Source organism: Roseateles sp. GW821-FHT09B06 (genome assembly GCF_059418245.1).
This window is the reverse complement of record NZ_JBWKPM010000012.1, coordinates 52,388-73,663: the sequence shown is the minus strand read 5'-3', so window position 1 is coordinate 73,663 and position 21,276 is coordinate 52,388. Positions and strand designations below refer to the sequence as shown.

The 21,276-nt window shown below is 67.0% G+C and carries 22 protein-coding genes; 4 read left to right on the top strand and 18 right to left on the bottom strand.

Features of this window, described 5'->3' with window-relative positions:
- Positions 1–104 precede the first annotated feature (104 nt).
- The 8 genes from ftsB to AC07OQ_RS12680 all read right to left on the bottom strand — a co-directional run bounded on the left by ftsB (position 105) and on the right by AC07OQ_RS12680 (position 9,208).
- The gene (ftsB, locus tag AC07OQ_RS12715; protein WP_495053496.1) at positions 105–374 is read right to left on the bottom strand and encodes a cell division protein FtsB; all 270 of its coding nucleotides are present in this window, start codon (positions 372–374) and stop codon (positions 105–107) included.
- Positions 375–423: 49 nt separating this feature from the next.
- Positions 424–1,710, bottom strand: coding sequence for a phosphopyruvate hydratase (eno, locus tag AC07OQ_RS12710; RefSeq protein ID WP_495053495.1), 1,287 nt, complete (start codon positions 1,708–1,710; stop codon positions 424–426).
- An 87-nt stretch (positions 1,711–1,797) separates the two neighbouring features.
- Positions 1,798–2,088, bottom strand: a complete 291-nt coding sequence (locus AC07OQ_RS12705) for a DUF1330 domain-containing protein (RefSeq protein WP_495053494.1) — start codon at positions 2,086–2,088, stop codon at positions 1,798–1,800.
- Between the two features lie 5 nt (positions 2,089–2,093).
- A complete protein-coding gene (kdsA, locus tag AC07OQ_RS12700) occupies positions 2,094–2,951 on the bottom strand; it encodes a 3-deoxy-8-phosphooctulonate synthase (protein WP_495053493.1) in 858 nt (285 codons plus the stop codon).
- Between the two features lie 13 nt (positions 2,952–2,964).
- Positions 2,965–4,608, bottom strand: coding sequence for a CTP synthase (gene pyrG / locus AC07OQ_RS12695; RefSeq protein WP_495053492.1), 1,644 nt, complete (start codon positions 4,606–4,608; stop codon positions 2,965–2,967).
- Between the two features lie 53 nt (positions 4,609–4,661).
- The gene (locus AC07OQ_RS12690) at positions 4,662–5,516 is read right to left on the bottom strand and encodes an alpha/beta fold hydrolase (RefSeq protein ID WP_495053491.1); all 855 of its coding nucleotides are present in this window, start codon (positions 5,514–5,516) and stop codon (positions 4,662–4,664) included.
- A gap of 40 nt (positions 5,517–5,556) precedes the next feature.
- Positions 5,557–8,163, bottom strand: coding sequence for a DNA mismatch repair protein MutS (mutS, locus tag AC07OQ_RS12685; RefSeq protein WP_495053490.1), 2,607 nt, complete (start codon positions 8,161–8,163; stop codon positions 5,557–5,559).
- Positions 8,164–8,236: 73 nt separating this feature from the next.
- Positions 8,237–9,208: an inositol monophosphatase family protein gene (locus AC07OQ_RS12680; protein WP_495053489.1), complete on the bottom strand. Its 972-nt coding sequence runs from the start codon at positions 9,206–9,208 to the stop codon at positions 8,237–8,239.
- Between the two features lie 106 nt (positions 9,209–9,314).
- Here AC07OQ_RS12680 and AC07OQ_RS12675 point away from each other — a divergent pair, with 106 nt between their 5' ends.
- A complete protein-coding gene (locus AC07OQ_RS12675) occupies positions 9,315–10,082 on the top strand; it encodes an RNA methyltransferase (protein ID WP_495053488.1) in 768 nt (255 codons plus the stop codon).
- Positions 10,083–10,126: 44 nt separating this feature from the next.
- Positions 10,127–10,903, top strand: a complete 777-nt coding sequence (cysE, locus tag AC07OQ_RS12670; RefSeq protein WP_495053487.1) for a serine O-acetyltransferase — start codon at positions 10,127–10,129, stop codon at positions 10,901–10,903.
- Between the two features lie 84 nt (positions 10,904–10,987).
- Here cysE and AC07OQ_RS12665 read toward each other — a convergent pair whose 3' ends face one another.
- The 3 genes from AC07OQ_RS12665 to yjgA are packed head-to-tail and all read right to left on the bottom strand — an operon-like array spanning position 10,988 to position 12,591.
- Entirely contained in the window at positions 10,988–11,467 is a 480-nt protein-coding gene (locus AC07OQ_RS12665; protein ID WP_495053486.1) for an FKBP-type peptidyl-prolyl cis-trans isomerase, read from the bottom strand.
- Between the two features lie 7 nt (positions 11,468–11,474).
- Positions 11,475–12,047, bottom strand: a complete 573-nt coding sequence (mog, locus tag AC07OQ_RS12660; protein ID WP_495053485.1) for a molybdopterin adenylyltransferase — start codon at positions 12,045–12,047, stop codon at positions 11,475–11,477.
- Positions 12,037–12,591, bottom strand: coding sequence for a ribosome biogenesis factor YjgA (yjgA, locus tag AC07OQ_RS12655; RefSeq protein ID WP_495053484.1), 555 nt, complete (start codon positions 12,589–12,591; stop codon positions 12,037–12,039). The genes mog and yjgA overlap by 11 nt, the downstream gene beginning before the upstream one ends.
- 41 nt (positions 12,592–12,632) lie before the next feature.
- Here yjgA and pmbA point away from each other — a divergent pair, with 41 nt between their 5' ends.
- Both pmbA and AC07OQ_RS12645 read left to right on the top strand, forming a co-directional pair.
- The gene (pmbA, locus tag AC07OQ_RS12650) at positions 12,633–14,042 is read left to right on the top strand and encodes a metalloprotease PmbA (RefSeq protein ID WP_495053483.1); all 1,410 of its coding nucleotides are present in this window, start codon (positions 12,633–12,635) and stop codon (positions 14,040–14,042) included.
- A gap of 221 nt (positions 14,043–14,263) precedes the next feature.
- Entirely contained in the window at positions 14,264–15,349 is a 1,086-nt protein-coding gene (locus tag AC07OQ_RS12645) for a TRAP transporter substrate-binding protein (RefSeq protein ID WP_495053482.1), read from the top strand.
- A gap of 132 nt (positions 15,350–15,481) precedes the next feature.
- On the opposite strand, the gene AC07OQ_RS12640 is transcribed toward AC07OQ_RS12645, so the two are convergent.
- The 7 genes from AC07OQ_RS12640 to AC07OQ_RS12610 form a co-directional block, all read right to left on the bottom strand.
- A complete protein-coding gene (locus tag AC07OQ_RS12640) occupies positions 15,482–17,257 on the bottom strand; it encodes a TRAP transporter large permease (RefSeq protein WP_495053481.1) in 1,776 nt (591 codons plus the stop codon).
- Positions 17,258–17,267: 10 nt separating this feature from the next.
- On the bottom strand, positions 17,268–17,867 hold the full coding sequence (locus AC07OQ_RS12635) for a TRAP transporter small permease subunit (RefSeq protein ID WP_495053480.1): 600 nt from the start codon (positions 17,865–17,867) through the stop codon (positions 17,268–17,270).
- 169 nt (positions 17,868–18,036) lie between these two features.
- The gene (locus tag AC07OQ_RS12630) at positions 18,037–18,378 is read right to left on the bottom strand and encodes a protein tyrosine phosphatase family protein (protein ID WP_495053479.1); all 342 of its coding nucleotides are present in this window, start codon (positions 18,376–18,378) and stop codon (positions 18,037–18,039) included.
- A 20-nt stretch (positions 18,379–18,398) separates the two neighbouring features.
- Positions 18,399–18,845: a GatB/YqeY domain-containing protein gene (locus AC07OQ_RS12625; RefSeq protein WP_495053478.1), complete on the bottom strand. Its 447-nt coding sequence runs from the start codon at positions 18,843–18,845 to the stop codon at positions 18,399–18,401.
- Between the two features lie 108 nt (positions 18,846–18,953).
- Positions 18,954–19,166, bottom strand: coding sequence for a 30S ribosomal protein S21 (gene rpsU / locus AC07OQ_RS12620; protein ID WP_007833691.1), 213 nt, complete (start codon positions 19,164–19,166; stop codon positions 18,954–18,956).
- A 145-nt stretch (positions 19,167–19,311) separates the two neighbouring features.
- Positions 19,312–20,538, bottom strand: coding sequence for a BaiN/RdsA family NAD(P)/FAD-dependent oxidoreductase (locus tag AC07OQ_RS12615; protein WP_495053477.1), 1,227 nt, complete (start codon positions 20,536–20,538; stop codon positions 19,312–19,314).
- Positions 20,539–20,544: 6 nt separating this feature from the next.
- On the bottom strand, positions 20,545–20,991 hold the full coding sequence (locus AC07OQ_RS12610) for an OsmC family protein (RefSeq protein ID WP_495053476.1): 447 nt from the start codon (positions 20,989–20,991) through the stop codon (positions 20,545–20,547).
- Positions 20,992–21,276: the final 285 nt, after the last annotated feature.

Genomic DNA, 21,276 nt, shown 5'->3' with positions numbered 1-21,276 from the left:
CTATCGGAGTTTGCCTTCCCAAGCGACGCTCGAGGGTCCGGCTTTGCCGGCCCTACGGGCGTGCCCCCTTGAGGGGGTGCGCGAAGCGCGTAGGGGGTGGGCCATCAATGCCGGACCTGGACGTAGATCTCGTCGGGCTTGATCATGCCCAGCTCGGAGCGGGCCTTTTCCTCGACCATCTCCAGGCCCTCGCGCAGGTCGCGCAGCTCGGCGTCGAGCTGGGCGTTGCGCGCGCGCGCACGATCGTTGGCGGCCTGCTGCTCGGCCAGCTCGGACTTGAGCTGGGCCACGCGTGCGACGCCCCCCTTGCCCAGCCAGAGCTGGGCCTGGATGGCGAGCAGGAACGCCGCGAGGATCAGGCCGATCAGTTTCACGCGCGCAAGTGTAGCGGCAGCGCCCGCGTGGCCGCGGGCGCGAGCCGGCTTACTTGAGGTTGTAGAAGGCTGCGCGGCCGGGGTACACGGCCACGTCGCCCAGGTCTTCCTCGATGCGCAGCAGCTGGTTGTACTTGGCCATGCGGTCCGAGCGGCTCAAGCTGCCGGTCTTGATCTGGCCGGCGTTCAGGCCCACCGCGATGTCGGAGATCGTGGAGTCTTCCGTCTCGCCCGAGCGGTGCGAGATCACGGCGGTGTAGCCGGCGCGCTTGGCCATTTCAATCGCGGCGAAGGTCTCGGTCAGGGTGCCGATCTGGTTGATCTTGATCAGGATCGAGTTGGCGATGCCCTTGTCGATGCCTTCCTTCAGGATCTTGGTGTTGGTGACGAACAGGTCGTCGCCGACCAGTTGCACCTTCTGGCCCAGCACCTCGGTGATGTGCTTCCAGCCGTCCCAGTCGCCCTCGGCCATGCCGTCCTCGATCGAGATGATCGGGTACTTGTCGACCCAGCTGGCCAGCATCGAGGTCCATTCCTGGGCCGTCAGCTGGATGCCGCCTTCGCCTTCCAGCACATACTTGCCGTCCTTGTAGAACTCGCTGGCGGCGCAGTCCAGGCCCAGTGCGATCTGCTCGCCGGCGGTGTAGCCGGCCTGGTCGATCGCCTGCAGGATCAGCTGGATCGCGGCCTCGTGGCTCTCGACGCTGGGGGCGAAGCCGCCCTCGTCGCCGACCGCGGTGGAGATGCCCTTGTCGTGCAGGATCTTCTTCAGCGCGTGGAACACCTCGGCACCCCAGCGCAGCGCTTCACGGAAGCTCGGCGCGCCGACCGGGATGAGCATCAGTTCCTGCAGGTCCAGCGAGTTGTTCGCGTGGGCGCCGCCGTTGATCACGTTCATCATCGGCACCGGCAGCTGGTTGCCGCCCATGCCGCCGAAGTAGCGGTACAGGGGCAGGCCGCTTTCCTCGGCGGCGGCGCGGGCCACGGCCATCGAGACGGCCAGCATCGCGTTGGCGCCCAGGCGGCTCTTGTTCTCGGTGCCGTCCAGGTCGATCAGGGTCTTGTCCAGAAAGGCCTGCTCGGAGGCGTCCAGGCCCAGCACGGCTTCCGAGATCTCGGTGTTGATGTGCTCGACGGCGCGCAAAACGCCCTTGCCCAGGTAGCGGCTCTTGTCGCCGTCGCGCAATTCGATCGCCTCGCGCGAGCCGGTCGAGGCCCCGCTCGGCACGGCCGCGCGGCCCATCACGCCGGACTCCAGCAGCACGTCGCATTCGACGGTGGGATTGCCGCGGCTGTCGAGGATCTCGCGGCCGACGATGTCAACAATGGCGCTCATTCAAAAGTCTCCGGGGGAAAGTTGGGAATTCTTCGGCGCGGATGGTGCCGGGTTTTCGTTTCCTGCGCTGAACAAGAGGACCTGCGTTCAGACGCCTTCGATCAGCACCATGCGCATCACGGCCGCACCCTGGCGCGCGGCGCGCGCCAGGCCGTATTCGGGCGAATCGTTGAAGGCGCGGGCGGCCTCGACCGAAGGGAACTTCAGGAGCACCACACGCTCCGGCGTCCAGTCGCCTTCCAAGACCTCGACCTTGCCGCCACGCACGCAGACCTCGGCGCCATGCCGCTGCATCGCCGCGCTGGAGAGCTTCTTGTACTCCTCGTACTGCGCGGGATTCGTGACCTGGACATGGGCGAGGATGTAGGCGCTGGGCATGAGGTTCAGCAGGAAAAATCGTTCTCGAGCAGGGGCTGGGTCTTGACCACGCGGTCCAGCGCGACCAACTGCTCCAGCAGCGTCCGCATATGCCGGAGAGGCACGGCGTTGGGGCCGTCGGACCAAGCCTCGGCCGGGCGCGGATGGGTTTCCATGAAGAGACCGGCCACGCCGGCGCCCACACCGGCGCGCGCCAGTACCGGCACCATCTCGCGGGCGCCGCCGCTGCTGGTGCCCTGACCGCCGGGCTTCTGCACCGAGTGGGTCACGTCGAACACCACGGGCGCGCCGGACTTGCGCATCTCGGCCAGGCTGCTCATATCGGCCACGAGGTTGTTGTAGCCAAAGCTCACGCCGCGCTCGCAGGCCAGGAAGCGGTCTTCCGACAAGCCGGCTTCGCGAGCCGCTTCGCGCGCCTTGTCGATGACGTTCTTCATGTCCCAGGGCGCGAGGAACTGGCCCTTCTTGATGTTCACCGGCTTGCCCGACTTGGCCACCGCGCGGATGAAATCGGTCTGGCGGCACAGGAAGGCCGGGGTCTGCAGCACGTCGACCACGGCGGCCACATCGGCCACCTGGGCTTCGTCATGCACATCGGTCAGGATGGGCAGCTGCAGCTGGCGGCGCACCTCGTCGAGGATCTTGAGGCCGGCCTCCATGCCCACCCCGCGCTTGCTGCTGCCCGACGAGCGGTTGGCCTTGTCGAAGGAGCCCTTGTAGATCAGGGGGATGCCCAGGGCGGAGCAGGCCTCCTTGAGTCGGCCCGCCACATCCAGCGACATTTCCAGGCTCTCGATCGAGCAGGTGCCTGCGATCAGGAAGAAGGGTTGGTCGATCCCGACCTCAAAATCGCATAGCTTCATGGCAAGTGGTCCTTCAGGCCTGTTTGTGATCCAGCGCCGCCTTGATGAAGGCGGTGAACAGCGGATGGCCGTCCCAGGGCGTGGACTTGAACTCGGGGTGGAACTGCACGCCCACATACCAGGGGTGCGCTTCGCGCGGCAACTCGACGATCTCGGTCAGCTTCTCGCGCTGGGTGATGGCCGAGATCACCAGGCCGGCCTCCTGCAGCTTGTCAAGGTAATGCTCGTTGGCCTCGTAGCGGTGGCGATGCCGCTCGGTCACCACATCGCCGTAGATGTCGTGCGCCAGCGTGCCGGGCTTGACGTCCGAGCTCTGCGCGCCCAGGCGCATGGTGCCGCCCAGATCGCTCTTCTCGTCGCGCTTCTGGATGGTGCCGTCGGCGTCCTGCCATTCGTCGATCAGCGCGATCACCGGATGCGGCGCATCCGGTGCGAACTCGGTGGAGTTCGCGCCGGGCAGGCCGGCCATATTGCGGGCGTACTCGATGGTCGCGACCTGCATGCCCAGGCAGATGCCCAGGTAGGGCAGCTTGTGCTCGCGGGCGTATTTGGCGGCCAGGATCTTGCCCTCGACGCCGCGCTTGCCGAAGCCGCCGGGCACCAGGATGGCGTCGTACTGGGCCAGTTGCTCGACGTTGTCGGCGCTCAGCAGCTCGGAGTCGACATACTCTATCTTCACGCCGGCATGGTTGTGAATGCCGGCATGGCGCAGCGCCTCGTTGAGCGACTTGTAGGAATCGCTCAGGTCGGTGTACTTGCCGCACATCGCGATCGTGACGTTCTTGGCCGGGTGTTCGACCTCGTGCACCAGGGTGTCCCAGCGCTTCAGGTCGGCGGACTTGGTGTTCAGCTGCAGCTTGGTGCAGATCAGCTGGTCCAGGCCCTGCTCGTGCAGCATGCGCGGCACCTTGTAGATGGTGTTCACGTCCCACATCGAGATCACGCCGTACTCGGGCACGTTGGTGAACAGCGAGATCTTCTCGCGCTCGTCGTCCGGGATGCGGCGGTCGGCGCGGCACAGCAGGGCGTCGGGCTGGATGCCGATCTCGCGCAGCTTCTGCACCGTGTGCTGGGTCGGCTTGGTCTTCAGTTCGCCGGCGGCGGCGATCCAGGGCACGTAGGTCAGGTGCACGAAGGCCACGTTGTTCGGGCCGGCCTTCAGGCTCATCTGGCGCGCGGCTTCCAGGAAGGGCAGGGACTCGATGTCGCCGACCGTGCCGCCGATCTCGACGATGGCCACGTCCACCGCCTCCGGCGTGCCCTGGCCGGCACCGCGGCGGATGAACTCCTGCATCTCGTTGGTGATATGCGGGATCACCTGCACGGTCTTGCCGAGATAGTCGCCGCGGCGCTCCTTCTCCAGCACCGACATATAGATCTGGCCGGTGGTGAAGTTGTTGCTCTTCTTCATCCGCGTGGTGATGAAGCGTTCGTAGTGGCCCAGGTCCAGGTCGGTCTCGGCGCCGTCGTCGGTGACGAACACCTCGCCATGCTGGAAGGGGGACATCGTGCCCGGATCGACGTTGATGTACGGATCCAGCTTGATGAGGGTGACTTTGAGGCCGCGCGATTCGAGGATGGCAGCCAGAGAGGCCGATGCGATGCCCTTGCCGAGAGAGGACACCACACCGCCGGTGACGAAGACGTACTTGGTCATTGTCTTGCAGCGCTCCCGGTTCTATTCAAGAACGCTGTGGTGGTAAAAAGTGATTATAGCGAGGTCGCCCCGGCCGGGCTCGGCCTGGGCTGCTGCAGGGCCGTCAGCAACTGCAACACCAGGGCAGCCGTCTCGTCGGGGCGCTCGAAGGGGTAGAGGTGCGAACCCTCCATCCAGTGGAAATGCTGGCGTGCCAGCGCCTTGGAGGCCGCCGCGCCCGCATGGCGCAGCTCCTCGGACTGGGTGCCGGCAATGAAGCCCACCGGGCAGCGCAGCGGATGGCGGCGCAGCACCCGGTCCAGATGATGGGGCAGGGTGTCGTAGATGCGGGTCTCCACCTCGCGCGCGAAGCGCAGATGGGTCTTGCCGTCGTCGCGCTCCTCGAAGCCGCTGGCCACATAGTCGGCCAGCACGCGCGGGTCCCAGCGGGCGAACTTGTGCTTGGCGGCGAAATGTTCGTGCACCGCCTCGCGCGCCGGCCACTCATGGCGGCGCTGGCGCGAGATCTTGCCGGGCGAGACCTTGGGCATCAGGCGTGTGGCCTTCATCACCTGCACGCTGTGGGCGCGCCAGCCGCTGATCACCGGCGAGTCCAGCATCAGGAGGCCCTGGGCCAGGTCGGGCCGGCGGCTGGCGGCCAGCAGGCTCAGCATGCCACCCAGCGAATGGCCGACCAGCATCACCGGCGCATCCTCTTGCATCCGGGGTTTCACCTCCCGCTCGATGAAATGGATCAGCTGGTCGCGCAGATGCGGCCAGTTGCTGGTGACCGGATAGGCCGGGTCGTGGCCGAACTGGGGCAGGGCGTGGACCTCCCAGCCGGCCTTGCGCCAGGCCTCGAACAGCACGCGATAGCAGCCGGCGCCGAAGCCGTTGGCGTGGGAAAAGACGATCGTGGCTTGATTCATGTTCAGCGAGTCTTTCGCCAAAAGCCCGGGGCACCTGGGATCATGACTTGCCCAGCTTCTTCAGTCGATACAGCGTTTCCAGCGCCTCGCGCGGGCTGAGCGAGTCGGGGTCCAGGTCCCGCAGCGCCTCGAGCGCGGGGTGATCGGCCTCCGCGACGGCGGCAACGGGCTCGGGCGGCGGCGCAAACAGGTCGATCTGCGCCTCGCCCTCGCTGGCCTTGGCCTCCAGGGCCTCCAAGGTCGAACGGGCCTGGCGCACCAGGCTGGCCGGCATGCCGGCCAGGCGCGCCACCTGCACGCCATAGCTGCGGCTCGCCGGGCCGGGCTGGATCTCGTGCAGGAAGACGATGTCGTCGCCGCTCTCGACCGCCGAGACATGGTGGTTCTGCGCCTGGCCATGCCTGGCCGGGAACTCGGTCAGCTCGAAGTAATGGGTCGCGAACAGCGTGAAGGCGCGGTTGCGGTCGTGCAGATGGCTGGCGATCGCGCCGGCCAGGGCCAGACCGTCGAAGGTGGAGGTGCCGCGGCCGATCTCGTCCATCAGCACCAGCGACTGGTCGGTCGCGCCATGCAGGATCGCGGCGGCCTCGGTCATCTCCAGCATGAAGGTCGACTGGGCATTGGCCAGGTCGTCGGCCGCGCCGATGCGGGTGTGGATCGCGTCCATCGGGCCGAGGCGGCAGCCGGCGGCCGGCACATAGGAGCCGATCGCCGCGAGCAGCGCGATCAGCGCCACCTGGCGCATGAAGGTGCTCTTGCCGCCCATGTTCGGGCCGGTGATGACCAGCAGCTTGGTGCGGGCATCGAGCCGGCAGTCGTTGGCCATGAACTCGCCGCCGCCGGTTTCGCGCAGGCGCATCTCGACCACCGGATGGCGGCCGGCCTGGATCTCGATGCAGGGCTGGGGCACGAAGTCGGGCCGGCACCAGTTCAGGGTGGCGGCGCGCTCGGTCAGGGCCGCCAGCGCGTCCAGGCTGGCCAGCGCGCGACCCAGGCGGGTCAGCGGCTGCAGCTCCTCGACCAGATGGTCGATCACCAGCTCGTAGAGCAGCTTCTCGCGCGCCAGCGAGCGCTCCTGGGCCGACAGCGCCTTGTCCTCGAAGGCCTTCAGCTCGGGCGTGATGTAGCGCTCGGCATTCTTCAGGGTCTGGCGGCGCTGGTAGTCCATCGGCACCTTGTCGACCTGGCCCAGCGTGACCTCGATATAGAAGCCGTGCACCTTGTTGAACTGCACGCGCAGATTGGCGATGCCGGTGCGGGCGCGCTCCCGGGTTTCCAGGTCGAGCAGGAAGGCGTCGCAGTTCTGCGCGATGCCGCGCAGCTCGTCCAGCTCGGCATCGAAACCGCTGGCGATCACGCCGCCGTCGCGCAGCAGCACGGCCGGCTCCTCGGCGATCGCGCGCTCCAGCAGCTCGCGCACATGGGGCGAGGCCGCGAGGCCCGCGGCCAGTTCGTCGATCAGGGCCGCGCCGCCCGGCAGGGTCTCGCGCAGCTCGGGCAGGGTCTGCAGCGTGGCGCGCAGCCCGGTCAGCTCGCGCGGCCGCACCTGGCGCAGCGCCACGCGGGCGGCGATGCGCTCGACGTCAGACACACAGCGCAGCGCCTCGCGCAGCGGTTCGAAGCCGGCGGCCATCAGCGCGGCCACCGCATCGTGCCGGGCCAGCGCCTCGCCGCGTTCGCGTTTGGGATGCATCAGCCAGTGGCGCAGCGCACGGCTGCCCATGCCGGTGCGGCAGCTGTCCAGCAGCGACAGCAGGGTCGGCGAGCTCTCGCCGCGCAGGGTCTGGATCAGCTCCAGATTGCGCTGGGTGGCCGGCGGCAGGTCCAAGAGCTCGCCGCCGCGCAGCACCTGCAGGCTCTTCACATGGGCCAGGGCACGGCCCTGGGTGTGCTCGGCATAGCTCAAGAGGGCGGCGGCGGCGGCCTGGGCCGCCGTCAGCGCCTGGGCGTTGAAGCCGGCCAGGCTGGCCACGCCCAGCTGCTCGCAGAGCTTGCGTGTGCCCAGCAGGGTGTCGAACTGCCAGCCGGGCCTATTGGTGATCGGCAGCCGCGCCGCCAGCACGGCCGGGGGCTGGCGCTCGCGGTCCACCAGCACCTCGGCCGGACTCATGCGGGCCAGGAAGGAGGGCAGCTCGCGTTCGCTGCATTCGGCCAGGCCCAGCTGGCCCTGGGTCAGCGACAGCCAGGCCAGGCCCAGGACGGGATTCGACTTGGAGCCTTGCTGCACCACCGACAGCAGCACCGAATCCTGCTTGTCGGCCAGCAGCTCGGTGTCGGTGACCGTGCCCGGCGTGACCACGCGCACGACCTTGCGCTCCACCGGACCCTTGGCGGTGGCCACATCGCCGACCTGTTCGGCGATCGCCACGGCCTCGCCCAGCCTGATCAGCTTGGCCAGATAGCTTTCCAGCGCATGCACCGGCACGCCGGCCATCACGACCGGTTGGCCGGCGCTCTGGCCGCGCGTCGTCAGGGTGATGTCCAGCAGGGCATTGGCCTTGCGCGCATCGTCGAAGAAGACCTCGTAGAAATCCCCCATGCGGAAGAACACCAGCACATCGGGGTGTTCGGCCTTGATGCGGAGGTATTGCGCCATCACCGGCGTGTGGGCGCTGAAATCCGGGGTCGCTGCGGGTGCTTGGCTCATGGACGAAGGCGGGCTGAAAACGAACAAAGCCCTCGGGCGAGGGCTTTGCTGAGGCTGGGAGCGGAGTTTAGCGTCAGGCGGCGCTGTTGCCCCCGATATCGCCCTCGGCGTCCGCCTTCTTGATGCGCACCGGGCCGCGCTTCCTGGGAGCGGCGGCCTCGGCCACGGCATCGGCGGCCGTCGCGGCCGTCGGCTGCTTGGCCTCGGTGGCCGGTGCGGCCTCGTCCGCGGCCTTGATCACGCGGGTGTAGGGGCTCAGGATCTGCACCAGCTGGCCGTAGATCTTGGGGCTGCCCGCCACCACCTCGCGCTGGTTCAGGAAGTCGGCCTCGCCGGTGAAGTTGCCGATCAGGCCGCCGGCCTCGGTGATGATCAGCGAGCCCGCGGCCACGTCCCAGGGGTTCAGGCCGGTCTCGAAGAAGGCGTCGTAGTAGCCGGCGGCCACGTAGCAGAGGTCGAGTGCTGCGGCGCCCGGGCGACGCAGGCCGGCACATTGCTGCATCACCTCCTCGAACATCTTGACGTAGCGCTTGAAGTTGTCGCCGCGGCGGAAGGGGAAGCCGGTGCCGATCAGGGCGTCGCTCATGCGGGTGCGCTTGGAGACGCGCAGGCGCTTGTCGTTCAGGAAGGCGCCGCGGCCCTTGGTGGCGTAGAACAGATCGTTGCGGGTCGGGTCGTAGACCACGGCCTGCTGCACCACGCCGCGGTGCGCCAGCGCGATCGACACGCAGTAGACCGGGAAGCCGTGGATGAAGTTGGTCGTGCCGTCCAGCGGATCGATGATCCAGACGAACTCGGAATGCTTGGCGCCATGCGCGCGGCCCGATTCCTCGGCCAGGATTCCATGGTCGGGATAGGCCTGCAGCAGGGTCTCGATGATGGCGTTCTCTGCGGCCTGGTCCACCTCGGTCACGAAGTCATTGGGCGACTTGGTGTTGATCTTCAGGATGTCGAGGTCGAGCGACGCGCGGTTGATGAGGGAACCTGCTGCACGGGCCGCCTTGATGGCGACATTGAGCATGGGATGGAGAGCGGCTTGCGTCATTGCGGTGAACCTGCAAACGAGAAGAGGGTGGACTGGCGAAGGCAAAGAACGGGCGGCTGTACCCAGACAACGGGGTCTGGCCGCGGATAATCCAGCATTTTAGCCGATGCGGCCAAGGCCTTCAGTGGATTCCAGCACACGTTTCATCCTGATCCAGACCAGCCACCCCGGCAATGTCGGCGCCGCGGCGCGTGCGATGAAGGTGATGGGCTTCTCCGAACTGGTGCTGGTGCGGCCGCGCTTTGCCGATGTGCTGTCCCAGGAGGAGACCATCGCGATGGCCAGCGGCGCCGCCGACATCCTGGCCCGTGCCCGCATCGTCGACACGCTGGCCGAGGCGCTGGACGGCGTCACCTTTGCCTGCGCGACGGCGATGACGCCGCGCGACTTCGGCCCGCCCACCCGCGAGCCGCGCGCCCTGTTCGCCGAGCTGGCGGCCGCCCCCCCATCGTCTGCGCACAAGATCGGCCTGATATTCGGCTCCGAGCGCTATGGCATGAGCAACGAGGACGTCTACCGCTGCCATGCGGTGCTGTCGATTCCGACCCATCCGGACTACGGTTCGCTGAACCTGGCCCAGGCGGTACAGCTGCTGGCCTACGACCTGCGCCAGGCCCTTGGCGGTTTCGCGGTGCAGCCGCGCACCGCCGATCCGAACCTGGCCGACGGACTGGCCGTGCAGGGGCTGCTGGGGCACCTGGAGCGGGCCCTGACCGAGATCGGCTACCTGGACCCGGCGGCGCCGAAGAAGCTGATGCCGCGCCTGAACCAGCTGTTCAACCGCGCGCAGCTGACGGCCGAGGAGGTGCACATCCTGCGCGGCATCGCCCGCGCCATGGCGAAGACGGCGAAGGCCCGCGCCGGCGAGGGTTGATCCCCGCGGCTAAACTGGCCGCCCCCTATCGTTTCTTCAGCCCCATGTTCCAGCGCCTCCGCGAAGACATCGCCTGCATCCTCGAGCGCGATCCGGCCGCCCGGTCGACTTGGGAGGTGCTGACCTGTTATCCGGGGCTGCATGCGCTGGTGCTGCACCGCCGCGCGCATTGGTGCTGGACCCATGGCCTCCGGTGGCCGGGACGCTTCATCTCGCACCTCGGCCGCTGGCTGACGGGCATCGAGATCCATCCCGGCGCCACGATCGGCCGCAAGGTCTTCATCGACCATGGCATGGGCGTCGTGATCGGCGAAATGGCCGAGATCGGCGACGGCTGCACGATCTACCAGGGCGTGACCCTGGGCGGAACCTCCCTGGTCAAGGGGGCCAAGCGGCATCCCACGCTGGAGGCCGGCGTGATCGTCGGTGCCAATGCCTGCGTGCTGGGCGGCTTCACGGTGGGCGCCGGTGCCCGGGTCGGCTCGCTGGCGGTGGTGACCAAGCCGGTGCCGCCGGGGGCCACCGCGGTGGGCAACCCGGCGCGCATCATCGAGGCCAGGGCGGATGCCGAGCGCGAGGCCGCCGCGGCCAAGATGGGCTTCTCGGCCTATGGCGTGACGCAGAGCGACGACCCGCTGTCCCAGGCCCTGCGCGGCCTGATCGACAATGCGGCCGGGCAGGAGCACCAGATCGCGCTGCTGTGGAACGCGATCGAGACCCTGTCGAGGAAGGCCGCGGCCGAGAAGGACTGCCTGCCCGCCGATGCGGCCCGCGAGGAGAACTTCGAAGCCTCGAAGTTCAATCAGCTGGTCGGGAAGTAGTGGCAGGTCAGCCGGGCCATGCGAGACATGGCCCGGCCTTCGACGGGCGTCGGCCGGTCCGCAGGGACCGGCCTCGGTCCCGTCTCAGTGATGATGCCCATGGTCGCCGTGGGCGTGACCATGGGCCAGTTCCTCGGCCGATGCGGCGCGCACCGAGACGACCTTGAGCGTCACGGTCAGGCCCAGGCCGGCCAGCGGGTGGTTGCCGTCCAGCAGCACCTGGTCGCCCTTGATCTTGACGACGTTGAAGAGCTGGAACTGGCCGCTCTCGCTGTCGCGGATCTCCAGCTGGCCGCCGACCTTGACGCCGGGCGGGAAATCCTTCTTGGCGATGCTGCGCAGCAGCTTGTCGTCGCGCAGGCCGAAGGCGGTCTCGGGCGTCAGCGTCAGCATGGTCTGGAAGCCGGCCTCCTGGCCTTCCAGCGCGGTCTCGATGGCGGGCAGGGTATTGCCGTAGCCGCCGATCAGCACGGCTGCCGGTTCCTTGGCGTCCTCGATCAGGCGGCCGCTGGCGTCGGCCACCTTGAGCTTCAGGGTGGCGATGGTGTCTTTCGTGATTTTCATGAAGGGCTCAGTTCTTGGGACGGAGGGCGGACTTGGGACGGAAAGCCTTGCAGACCTCGTCCCGCGTCTCGAGATAGGGGCCGCCGATCAGGTCGAGGCAGTAGGGGACGGCGGCGAAGATGCCGCTGGCCTTCTCATGCCCGGCCAGGGTCTCGGCGATGGCCTTGGGCTGGCCCGGCAGGTTGATGATCAGGGCGCGGCCGCGGATCACCGCGACCTGGCGCGACAGGATGGCGGTGGGCACGAAATGCAGCGAGATCTGGCGCATCTGTTCGCCGAAACCGGGCATCTCGCGCTCGGCCACGTCCAGGGTCGCCTCGGGCGTGAGGTCGCGCGGCGCCGGGCCGGTGCCGCCGGTGGTCAGCACCAGGTCGCAGCGCGCCTCATCCACCAGCTCGCGCAAGGTGGCGGCGATGCGGGCGCGTTCGTCGGGAATCAGGCGCGGCTCGAAGCTGATCGGGTTCAGCAGCGCGCCCGACAGCCATTCCTGCAGCGCCGGCAGACCCTTGTCCTCGTAGACCCCGCCGGAGGCGCGGTCGCTGATCGAGACGATGCCGATGCGGACGGAATCACTCGACATCGCCCGGCTCCTGGCGCAGCTGCTCGGACTTGATCAGCTGGAACAGCTCGCGGAAGGCGCGGCCATGGCGTGAATCCTGCTGCTCGGGCTTGGCGGCCGCGGCGTCCTTGCGGGCCGCGCGCACCAGGCTGCGCAGCTGCTGCACATCGACCTGCGGATGCTCGGCGATGAAGGCCTGCAAGGCCTCGTCGTTGTCCAGCAGGCGTTCGCGCCAGCGTTCGGACTCGTGCAGGGCCAGGCTGTCCTTGGCATGGCCCAGCTTGAAGGCGGCCACGGCCTCGCGGATGGGCTCGGGATCGACCTTGCGCATCAGCTTGCCGATGTACTGCATCTGGCGGCGCTTGCCTTCGAAGTTGGTGATCTTCTTGGCCGCCTGCAGCGCGTCCAGCAGGATCTCGGGCAGGTCCAGCGGCTCGACGCGGCTGGCCGGCAGGGCCAGCAGGTCCTCGCCCAGGGCCTGCAGCTCGTGCATATCGCGTTTCTTCTGGCTCTTGCTGGGACGCTCATCGAAGTCGGCGTCGAAATCGTCGGGAAAATCGCTCATAAGTATGATTGTCGCCCACTCCGACTCCAGAGCCTCGCCTCATGCCTATTCGTTCCGCCCCCGCTGCCACATCCGACGCCGGCCCGGTCGAGACCGCCAGCGGTTTTGCCTACAGCCAGGAGCGTTTTCGCGAGCTGGTGGAGACGGTGCTGGCCGAGGCCGGGGCCCTCGGCGCCAGCGACGCCGGCGCCGAGGTGTCGGAGGGCTGCGGGCTGTCGGTCTCGGTGCGCCGCGGTGCGGTCGAGAATGTCGAGCGCAACCGCGACAAGTCGCTGGGCATCTCGGTTTATCTCGGACAGCGCCGCGGCAATGCCAGCACCTCGGACTTCTCGCCGCAGGCGCTGAAGGACACGGTGCGCGCGGCCTACGACATCGCGCGCTTCACCGCCGAGGATCCGGTGGCGGGCCTGCCGGACGCTCAGGATCTGTCGCTGGACCCGGCGGCGCGACCGGCGCTGGACCTGTTCCATCCCTGGGCCGTCGATGCCGAGGCGGCGGCGGCGCTGGCGCTGCGCTGCGAGGACGCGGCCTTCGCCACCGACAAGCGCATCACGAACTCGGAAGGCGCGGCGGTGTCGGCCCAGCAATCGCATTTCTATGCGGCCAACACGCGTGGCTTCGGCGGCGGTTATGCCAGCTCGCGCCATTCGGTCTCGGTGGCGCCGATCGCCGGACGCGGCGCCGGCATGCAGCGCGATGCCTGGTACAGCTCGATGCGCGACGCACACGATCTGTCCGCGCCCGAGGCCGTGGGCCGCTATGCCGCCGAGCGTGCGCTGTCGCGCCTGAAGGCGCGCAAGGTGAAGACGGCCGAGGTACCGGTGCTGTTCGAGAGTACGGTGGCGGCCGGCCTGCTGGGCGCGCTGGTGCAGGCCACCAGCGGCGGGGCGCTGTACCGCAAGGCCAGCTTCCTGCTGGACAGCCTGGGCCAGCCGGTGCTGGCACCGCATATCGACATCCACGAGGATCCGCATGAGCGCAAGGGCAAGGGCAGCGCCCCCTTCGACGACGAGGGGGTGCTCACGCGCGCGCGCAGCGTGGTCGAGGCCGGCGTGCTGCAGGGCTATTTCCTTTCCACCTACTCGGCGCGCAAGCTGGGTCTGCGCACCACCGGCCATGCCGGCGGTTCGCACAATCTGCGCATGACGAGCCGCGTCAGCGCGCCCGGCGACGATCTGCGGACCCTGCTGCGCCGCCTGGGTCGCGGCCTCTTCGTCACCGAGCTGATGGGGCAGGGCGTCAACTACGTGACCGGCGACTACTCGCGCGGCGCCAGCGGCTACTGGGTCGAGAACGGCGAGATCGCCTACCCGGTGCACGAGGTGACGATCGCCGGCAATCTGCGCCAGATGTTCCAGGACATCGTCGGCATCGGCACCGACACCTATACCCTGGGCAGCAAGACCATCGGCTCGGTGCTGGTGGCGCGCATGAAGCTGGCGGGCAGCTGAGAGGCCGTCGTGCCTTCATTGTGCGAACGTCGTTGCCGTGATGCTCCATTTCGGGTGTCGGCGTCAGCCTGCTGAAAGCCAAGGTAGGGTCGTATTTTTGCTACCCTGAAGATGGCCGTTTGTCACTCTGGTTTTCACGGGTTTCTCCCGGTCAGCCTCTCTAAGTCGACTCCTAGAATCGGTGCGCTCTCAAGCATTCATCAATACGAGGAGATCAACTGATGGAGCGTCGTTCCTTTGTCAAGCAGGCCGGTCTGGCCGGCGTGCTGGCGGCAGGTGCTGCCCCGGCCTTTGTGCAGGCCCAGGCGAATGTCCGCTGGCGCTTGGCTTCCAGCTTCCCGAAGTCGCTGGACACCATCTACGGCGGTGCCGAGGTGTTCGCCAAGGCCGTCAAGGCCATGTCGGGCGGCAAGTTCGAGATCTCGGTGCATGCCGGCGGCGAACTGGTGCCGCCCTTCGGCGTGGTGGACGGCGTGCAGAACGCCACCGTCGAGATGGCCCACACCGTGCCTTACTACTTCTACGGCAAGAACCCGGCCTTCGCGCTGGGCTCGGCCATCCCCTTCGGCCTGAACTCGCGCCAGATGACGGCGTGGATGATGCACGGCAACGGCCGCAAGCTGATGAACGAGTTCTATGCCGGCTACGGCATGCTGAGCTTCGCCGGCGGCAACACGGGCTGCCAGATGGGCGGCTGGTTCCGCAAGGAGATCAAGTCGCCGGCCGACTTCAAGGGCCTGAAGATGCGCCTGGGTGGCGGTCTGATCGGCGAGGTGATGCAGCGTCTGGGCGCGGTGCCGCAGAGCATTCCCGGCGGCGAGATCTACCAGGCGCTGGAGAAAGGCACGATCGATGCGGCCGAATGGGTCGGCCCCTATGACGACCAGAAGCTGGGCTTCAACAAGGTGGCGCCGTTCTATTACTACCCTGGCTGGTGGGAAGGCGGTCCCGAGGTGGATTTCTACATCAACCAGAAGGCCTTCGACGGCCTGTCCGCCGAGTACAAGGCCATCATCGAGGCCGCGGCGGCCCATGCTCACACGGACATGCTGGCCAAGTACGACGCGCTCAACCCCACCGCGCTGAAGCAGCTGGTGGCCGCCAAGACCAAGGTGCTGCCCTTCTCGCAGGCCGTGCTGGACGCTTCGTTCAAGGCCTCGATGGAGACCTTCGAAGCCAACGGCGCCAAGAGCCCGGAATGGAAGAAGATCTACGCCGACCTGCGCGCCTTCCAGCGCGATCAGGTGCTGTGGTTCCGCTTTGCCGAAGGCCGCTTCGACTCCTTCATGGCCGCGCAGAAGCTGTAATCGGCGCTTCTCTCCTGCCATGACAAAGGGCGCCCCGCGGGGCGCTCTTTTTTTGCGAACGTTCCTCGCTGTTTGCCGCGAGGCGCCTGACGGGCCGCGCGGCTTTTGCAGCTTTCGCGGAAGGGCCGCTCGCTACTTCTTCTCGCCGGACATCGAGTCCTGCAGAGCCTTCAGCGGGTCGTCCTCGGCCGGCTGGGAGGCGGCGTCTTCCGCGTCGGGGGCCGAGGCGTCGGGCAGCGGCGGCGCGCCGGTGTCCGCCGCAGGCATGCTGGCCTCCATTTCCCGCTGGACCTTCTCCAGGTCATAGACCTCCTTCTTGTCGAGGCCGCTGGAGACGATGCCCGGGAAAGCGATGATCAGGCCCACCATCGCGATCTGGATCAGCACGAAGGGCACGGCGCCCCAGTAAATCTGGGTGGTCTTGACCGGTTCGATCGGCTTCTTGGTGATCTTGTCGGTGTAGGCCTTGTCCGGCGCGACGCTGCGCAGATAGAACAGCGCGAAACCGAAGGGCGGGTGCATGAAGGAGGTCTGCATGTTCACGCCCAGCAGCACGCCGAACCAGATCAGGTCGATGCCCAGCTTCTCGGCCACCGGTGCCAGCAGGGGCACGACGATGAAGGACAGCTCGAAGAAGTCCAGGAAGAAGGCCAGCACGAAGATCAGGATGTTCACCGCGATCAGGAAGCCCAACTGGCCGCCCGGCAAGCTGCCCAGCAGGTGCTCGACCCAGCGCGGGCCGTCCACGCCCTGGAACACCAGGCTGAACACGGTGGAGCCGACCAGGATGAACACCACGAAGCATGACAGCTTGGTGGTCTGGTGCAGCGCCTGCTTCAGCAGGCCGAAGCTCAGGCGGCCGCGTGCCATGGCCATCGCGAAAGCCCCCATCGCGCCCATCGCGCCGCCCTCGGTGGGGGTGGCGATGCCCAGGAAGATCGTGCCCAGCACCAGGAAGATCAGCAGCAGTGGCGGGATCAGCACGAAGGTGACGCGCTCGGCCATCTTGGACAGCAGGTTGAGGCGCGTGATCTTGTTGATCACCGCGATCACGAAGGCCAGCATCACGCCGGCGCACAGCGAGACGACGATGGTCTCGTCCGTCGCCACCTGAGTGATGGTCTCGCCCTTCCACCAGCTCTGCACGTCGGCATAGTGCTCGCCGAAATACACCGCGATGGCGGTCGAGGCGATGGTCAGCAGCAGCAGCGAGACGAGGCCGCTCTTGCCGTTGTCCTCGCGGATGGTGCGCGCCTCCATCGGCAGGGCCGGCACCCATTTGGGGCGGAACACGGCGATCGCCACGATGTACAGGCAGTAGAAGCCGGTCAGCACGAAGCCGGGGATGAAGGCGCCCTTGTACATGTCGCCGACGCTGCGGCCCAGTTGGTCGGCCAGGATGATCAGCACCAGGGACGGCGGGATGATCTGTGCCAAGGTGCCCGAGGCCGCGATCACGCCCGAGGCGACGCGCCGGTCATAGCCATAGCGCAGCATGATGGGCAGCGAGATCAGGCCCATCGAGATCACCGACGCCGCCACGACGCCGGTGGTGGCCGCCAGCAATGCGCCGACGAAGATCACCGCGAAGGCCAGGCCGCCGCGGATCGGGCCGAACAGCTGGCCGATGGTGTCGAGCAAATCCTCGGCCATGCCCGAGCGTTCGAGGATCAGGCCCATCAGGGTGAAGAAGGGGATGGCCAGCAGGGTGTCGTTGCGCATGATCCCGAAGATGCGCAGCGGCAGGGCCTGCATCAGCGAGGCTGGCAGCACGCCCAGCTCGATGCCGATGAAGCCGAAGAACAGGCCGCAGGCGCCGAGGCTGAACGCCACCGGGAAGCCTACCAGCAGAAAGATCACCAGGCCCGCGAACATGATCGGGGCCAGATTGGTCGCTAGAAATTCCATGCGTTGTACCTCAGGCCTTCTTGTTCTCTTTTTCGGCCAGCAGGCGGATGGCTTCGGCCAGCTCCTCCTCGGCGCTCTTGCTTTCGGTCTTCTTGGTCGGGTCGTCGATCAGCCCCTGCAGAAAGGCCAGGCGCTTGATCAGTTCGCTGATGCCCTGCAGCAGCAGCAGCGCGAAGCCCAGGGGCATCAGCATGTAGACGGGCCACAGGATCAGGCCGCCGGCATTCGACGACATCTCGTTGGAGCGCCAGCCCTGCAGGAAGAAGGGCACGCTGTAGTACAGCACCACGCTGCACAGCGGCAGCAGGAAGACCGCAAAGCCGAACACATCGATCCAGGTTTGCACCCGCTTGGAAAAGTGGCTCACCACCACGTCGATGCGCACATGCTCGTTATTCAGCAGCGTGTAGCCGGCCGCCAGCAGGAAGGAGCCAGCGAACAGATACCACTGCACCTCGAGAAAGGCGTTGGAGCTGTAGTTGAAGACCTTGCGGATGACGGCGTTGACGGCACTGATCAATGTCGATGCCAGGACGAGCCAGATGACCCATTGGCCGATCCAGCGGTTCAAACCGTCGATCAGTCGGGATAGCGGGAGAAGGGGTGACACAAGTACTCCTGGATTCATATCTGCAAATCGGTTTGCGCTCCTTTTTCGAAGGCGCAAAACCGGCAGCGTGGAATGTAAGAGACTTGTGCTGACTTCAGGCTGAATTCGGACCGAACAAAGGCCCATCCTAGGGCATGCCCTAGGAAAAGGCCGCACCGCGCTGGTGCTGTTAGAGCTGGCTGGCGGCCGTGAACAGCTTGGTCGAGCGTGCGCCGGAGCGGCAGAAGGCCAGGATGGGGCGTGGCAGGCTGTCGATCAGCTCGCGGAATGCGGCGATCTCTGCGGGCGACTGATAGGCACCGTTGACCGGCAGGTACCGGTATTCCAGACCGGCGGCGCGCGCCGCGGCCTCGATCTGGGCACTGGTGGGTTGATCGGGGCCGCCCTCGTAGTCGGGGCGGTTGTTGATCACGCTGCGGAAACCGGCGGCTGCGGCTTCGGTCATCGCGCTGGGATCCAGCTGCGGCGCGACGCAGAACTCGGGATTCAGGGTTTGCAGGGGCAGGCTCATGGCAGACCTCGCGCTTGCGTTCAGGGGTTGAGGGCCTTCTTAACCGCGGCCGAGACCAGGCCCATATCGGCCTTGCCGGCCAGTTGCGCCTTGACCGCGCCCATTACCTTGCCCATGTCGCCCGGACCCTTGGCGCCAAGTTCAGCGACGATGGCGTTCACCGCGACCTGGATCTCATCGGCCGACAGGCGTGCGGGCAGATAGGCCTCCAGCACCGTCAGTTCGGCGTTTTCCTTGTCGGCCAGATCCTGGCGGCCGGCGGCGGCAAACTGGCTGATCGAATCCTTGCGCTGCTTGATCAGCTTGTCGACGATGGCTACCAGGGCGACGTCGTCCACCACGATACGCTCATCCACTTCTTTCTGCTTGACGGCGGCCAGCAGCATGCGGATGGTGCCCAGACGCTCGGTCTCCTTGGCACGCATGGCGTTCTTCATGTCTTCGGTGATGCGGTCTTTCAGGCTCATGGCATGGTTCTCGTTGGGGGACGGACGATGAAATGGAAAAAGCCCGCGGCAGCGTCCTGCGCGGGCTTTCTCGGGCTGTAATCGGTGGCTGCCTGGCAGCCCGCGAAATCAGTACAGCTTCTTGGGCAGCTGCATGCTGCGCACGCGCTTGTAGTGGCGCTTGACGGCGGCGGCCTTCTTGCGCTTGCGCTCGGCGGTGGGCTTCTCGTAGAACTCGCGGGCGCGCAGATCGGTCAGCAGGCCCAGCTTTTCGATGGTGCGCTTGAAGCGGCGCAGGGCAACATCAAACGGCTCGTTCTCTTTGACGCGAATGGTGGTCATGAAACTCAGTTTCCTTCATTAAGCGCTCGGTGTTCGCTAAGCCTTGGTACTCGGTTCGAGCAGGCCTTAAGCAGAAGTATCCGGATTCTGCTTCCGAATCGACGCGCAGGGTTTGCTAGCAAAGACGGCGAGTATAACCATAATTTCAGGACGTGGCCAGGGTTTCTGTCTGGGGTGCCAGCGCGCGGGCGCAGGCGGCAGCGCTGGACCATGCCCATTGGAAGTTGTAGCCGCCCAGCCAGCCGGTCACGTCCACCACCTCGCCGATGAAATGCAGGCCTGGCACCTTTTTGCTTTCCAGGGTCTGGGAGCTGAGTTCGCGGGTGTCGACGCCGCCACGCATCACCTCGGCCTTGCGCCAGCCCTCGCTGCCGTCGGGCGCCAGTTGCCAGGCCTGCAGCTGTTCGGCCAGGCGCAGCAGGTCCTTGTCCTTGCTTTCGGCCATCGGCCGGTTGCCGGGCAGCTCCAGCCGGGCCAGCCAGGCCTGGGCCAGGCGGGTCGGGAGCAACTCGGCCAGCTCGTTGCCGAGCTGGCGCTTCGAGCCGTTCTTGGCCGCCAGCAGGGCCGGGGCCAGTGCCTGCTCGGGGGCCAGGTCGAGGTTCAGGGCCTGGCCTTCCTGCCAGAAGCTGGAGATCTGCAGGATGGCCGGGCCGCTCAGGCCGCGGTGGGTGAACAGCAGATCCTCATGGAAGCGGCCGCGCTGCTTGCCGGTGCCGGTGCTGACGACGACCGGTAGCGACAGACCGGCCAGTTCGGCGAACGGCGCCCAGTCGGCCGGTGCGAAGGTCAGCGGCACCAGGGCCGGACGCGGCTCGACGATGCGGTGGCCCCAGCGCTGGGCCAGGCGCAGGCCCCAGTCGCTGGCGCCGATCTTCGGGATCGACAGGCCGCCGGTGGCAACCACCAGCCGGCTGGTGAGCAACGGCCCGGCGCTGCTGTCCAGCTCGAAACCGCCACTTGCCAGCGGGCGTACGTCGGCCACGCTGCAGGGCTGCCAGCGCTGCACGCCGCCCGCCTCGCATTCGCGCAGCAGCATCTGGATGATCTGCTCGCTGGAGTCGTCGCAGAACAGCTGGCCCTTGTGCTTCTCGTGAAAGGCGATGCCGTGCTGCCTCACCAGCGCGATGAAGTCCTGCGCGGTATAGCGGGCCAGTGCCGAGCGGCAGAAACTCGGGTTCTCCGACAGGAAATTGGCCGGCCCGGCCTCGCGGTTGGTGAAGTTGCAGCGCCCGCCGCCCGAGATACGGATCTTCTCGGCCAGGCGCGGCGCGTGGTCCAGCAGCAGCACGCGCAGGCCCCGTTGTCCAGCAATGCCGGCGCAGAGCAGGCCGGCCGCGCCGGCGCCGACCACGATCAGATCGAAACGTTGCATGCCGGGCTACTTCAGCTGCACGCCGTCGGCGTCGAACACGCTGACCGTGACGGGAATGGCGGTGCGCACGCTTTGCGTCACCGTGCAATAGCTTTCGAACTGCTCCAGCACCCGGTCCAGGTGCGCCAGGCTGGCGGCGGGCACGCCCAGGCGCAGGCGCGCAACAATGGCCAGCACGCGCACCCGGCCCTCGGCGTTGCGGCCGACGCTTGTCTCCAGTTCGCAACCCACCGGCTCGGGAGCCTGCTTGAACTTTCGCAGAGCGAACAGCAACGAATTGCTCAGGCAGCTGCCGACGGCCGAGCTCAACAGCTGCACCGGCGACGGGCCGCCGGCCTGACCCAGCGGTGGCGCTTCATCGGACAGCAGGGGCGGCACGCTGCCGTCGAACTGGGCTTCGAACTGGTGATCGCGGTGCTGCTGCAGGCGCACATGGATCGTCTCATCGGCCATGGTTTTCCTTCATCCTCGGTGCTGGGCGAGCGCGGATTGTAGTTTTGCGCCGTTCCGGTCGCCTTGCTGGACGGAGGTGGCCGGTGCCCTACCATTCGGGAGAGCCGCCCCCACGGATAGGGTGAGCCAGGCCGCAGAGCGCCGGGTTCTTCGCTAACATCACTCTTCAAGCTAGGGAGGGATTGTCGAACAGGGGGTGCCGCGCACTTGCCGCTGTTTGGGCTCGCCCTCTACATTGCTCGAAACCCAACCGAATCCAAGCCGCGACCGGCTCCGCATCTTGCC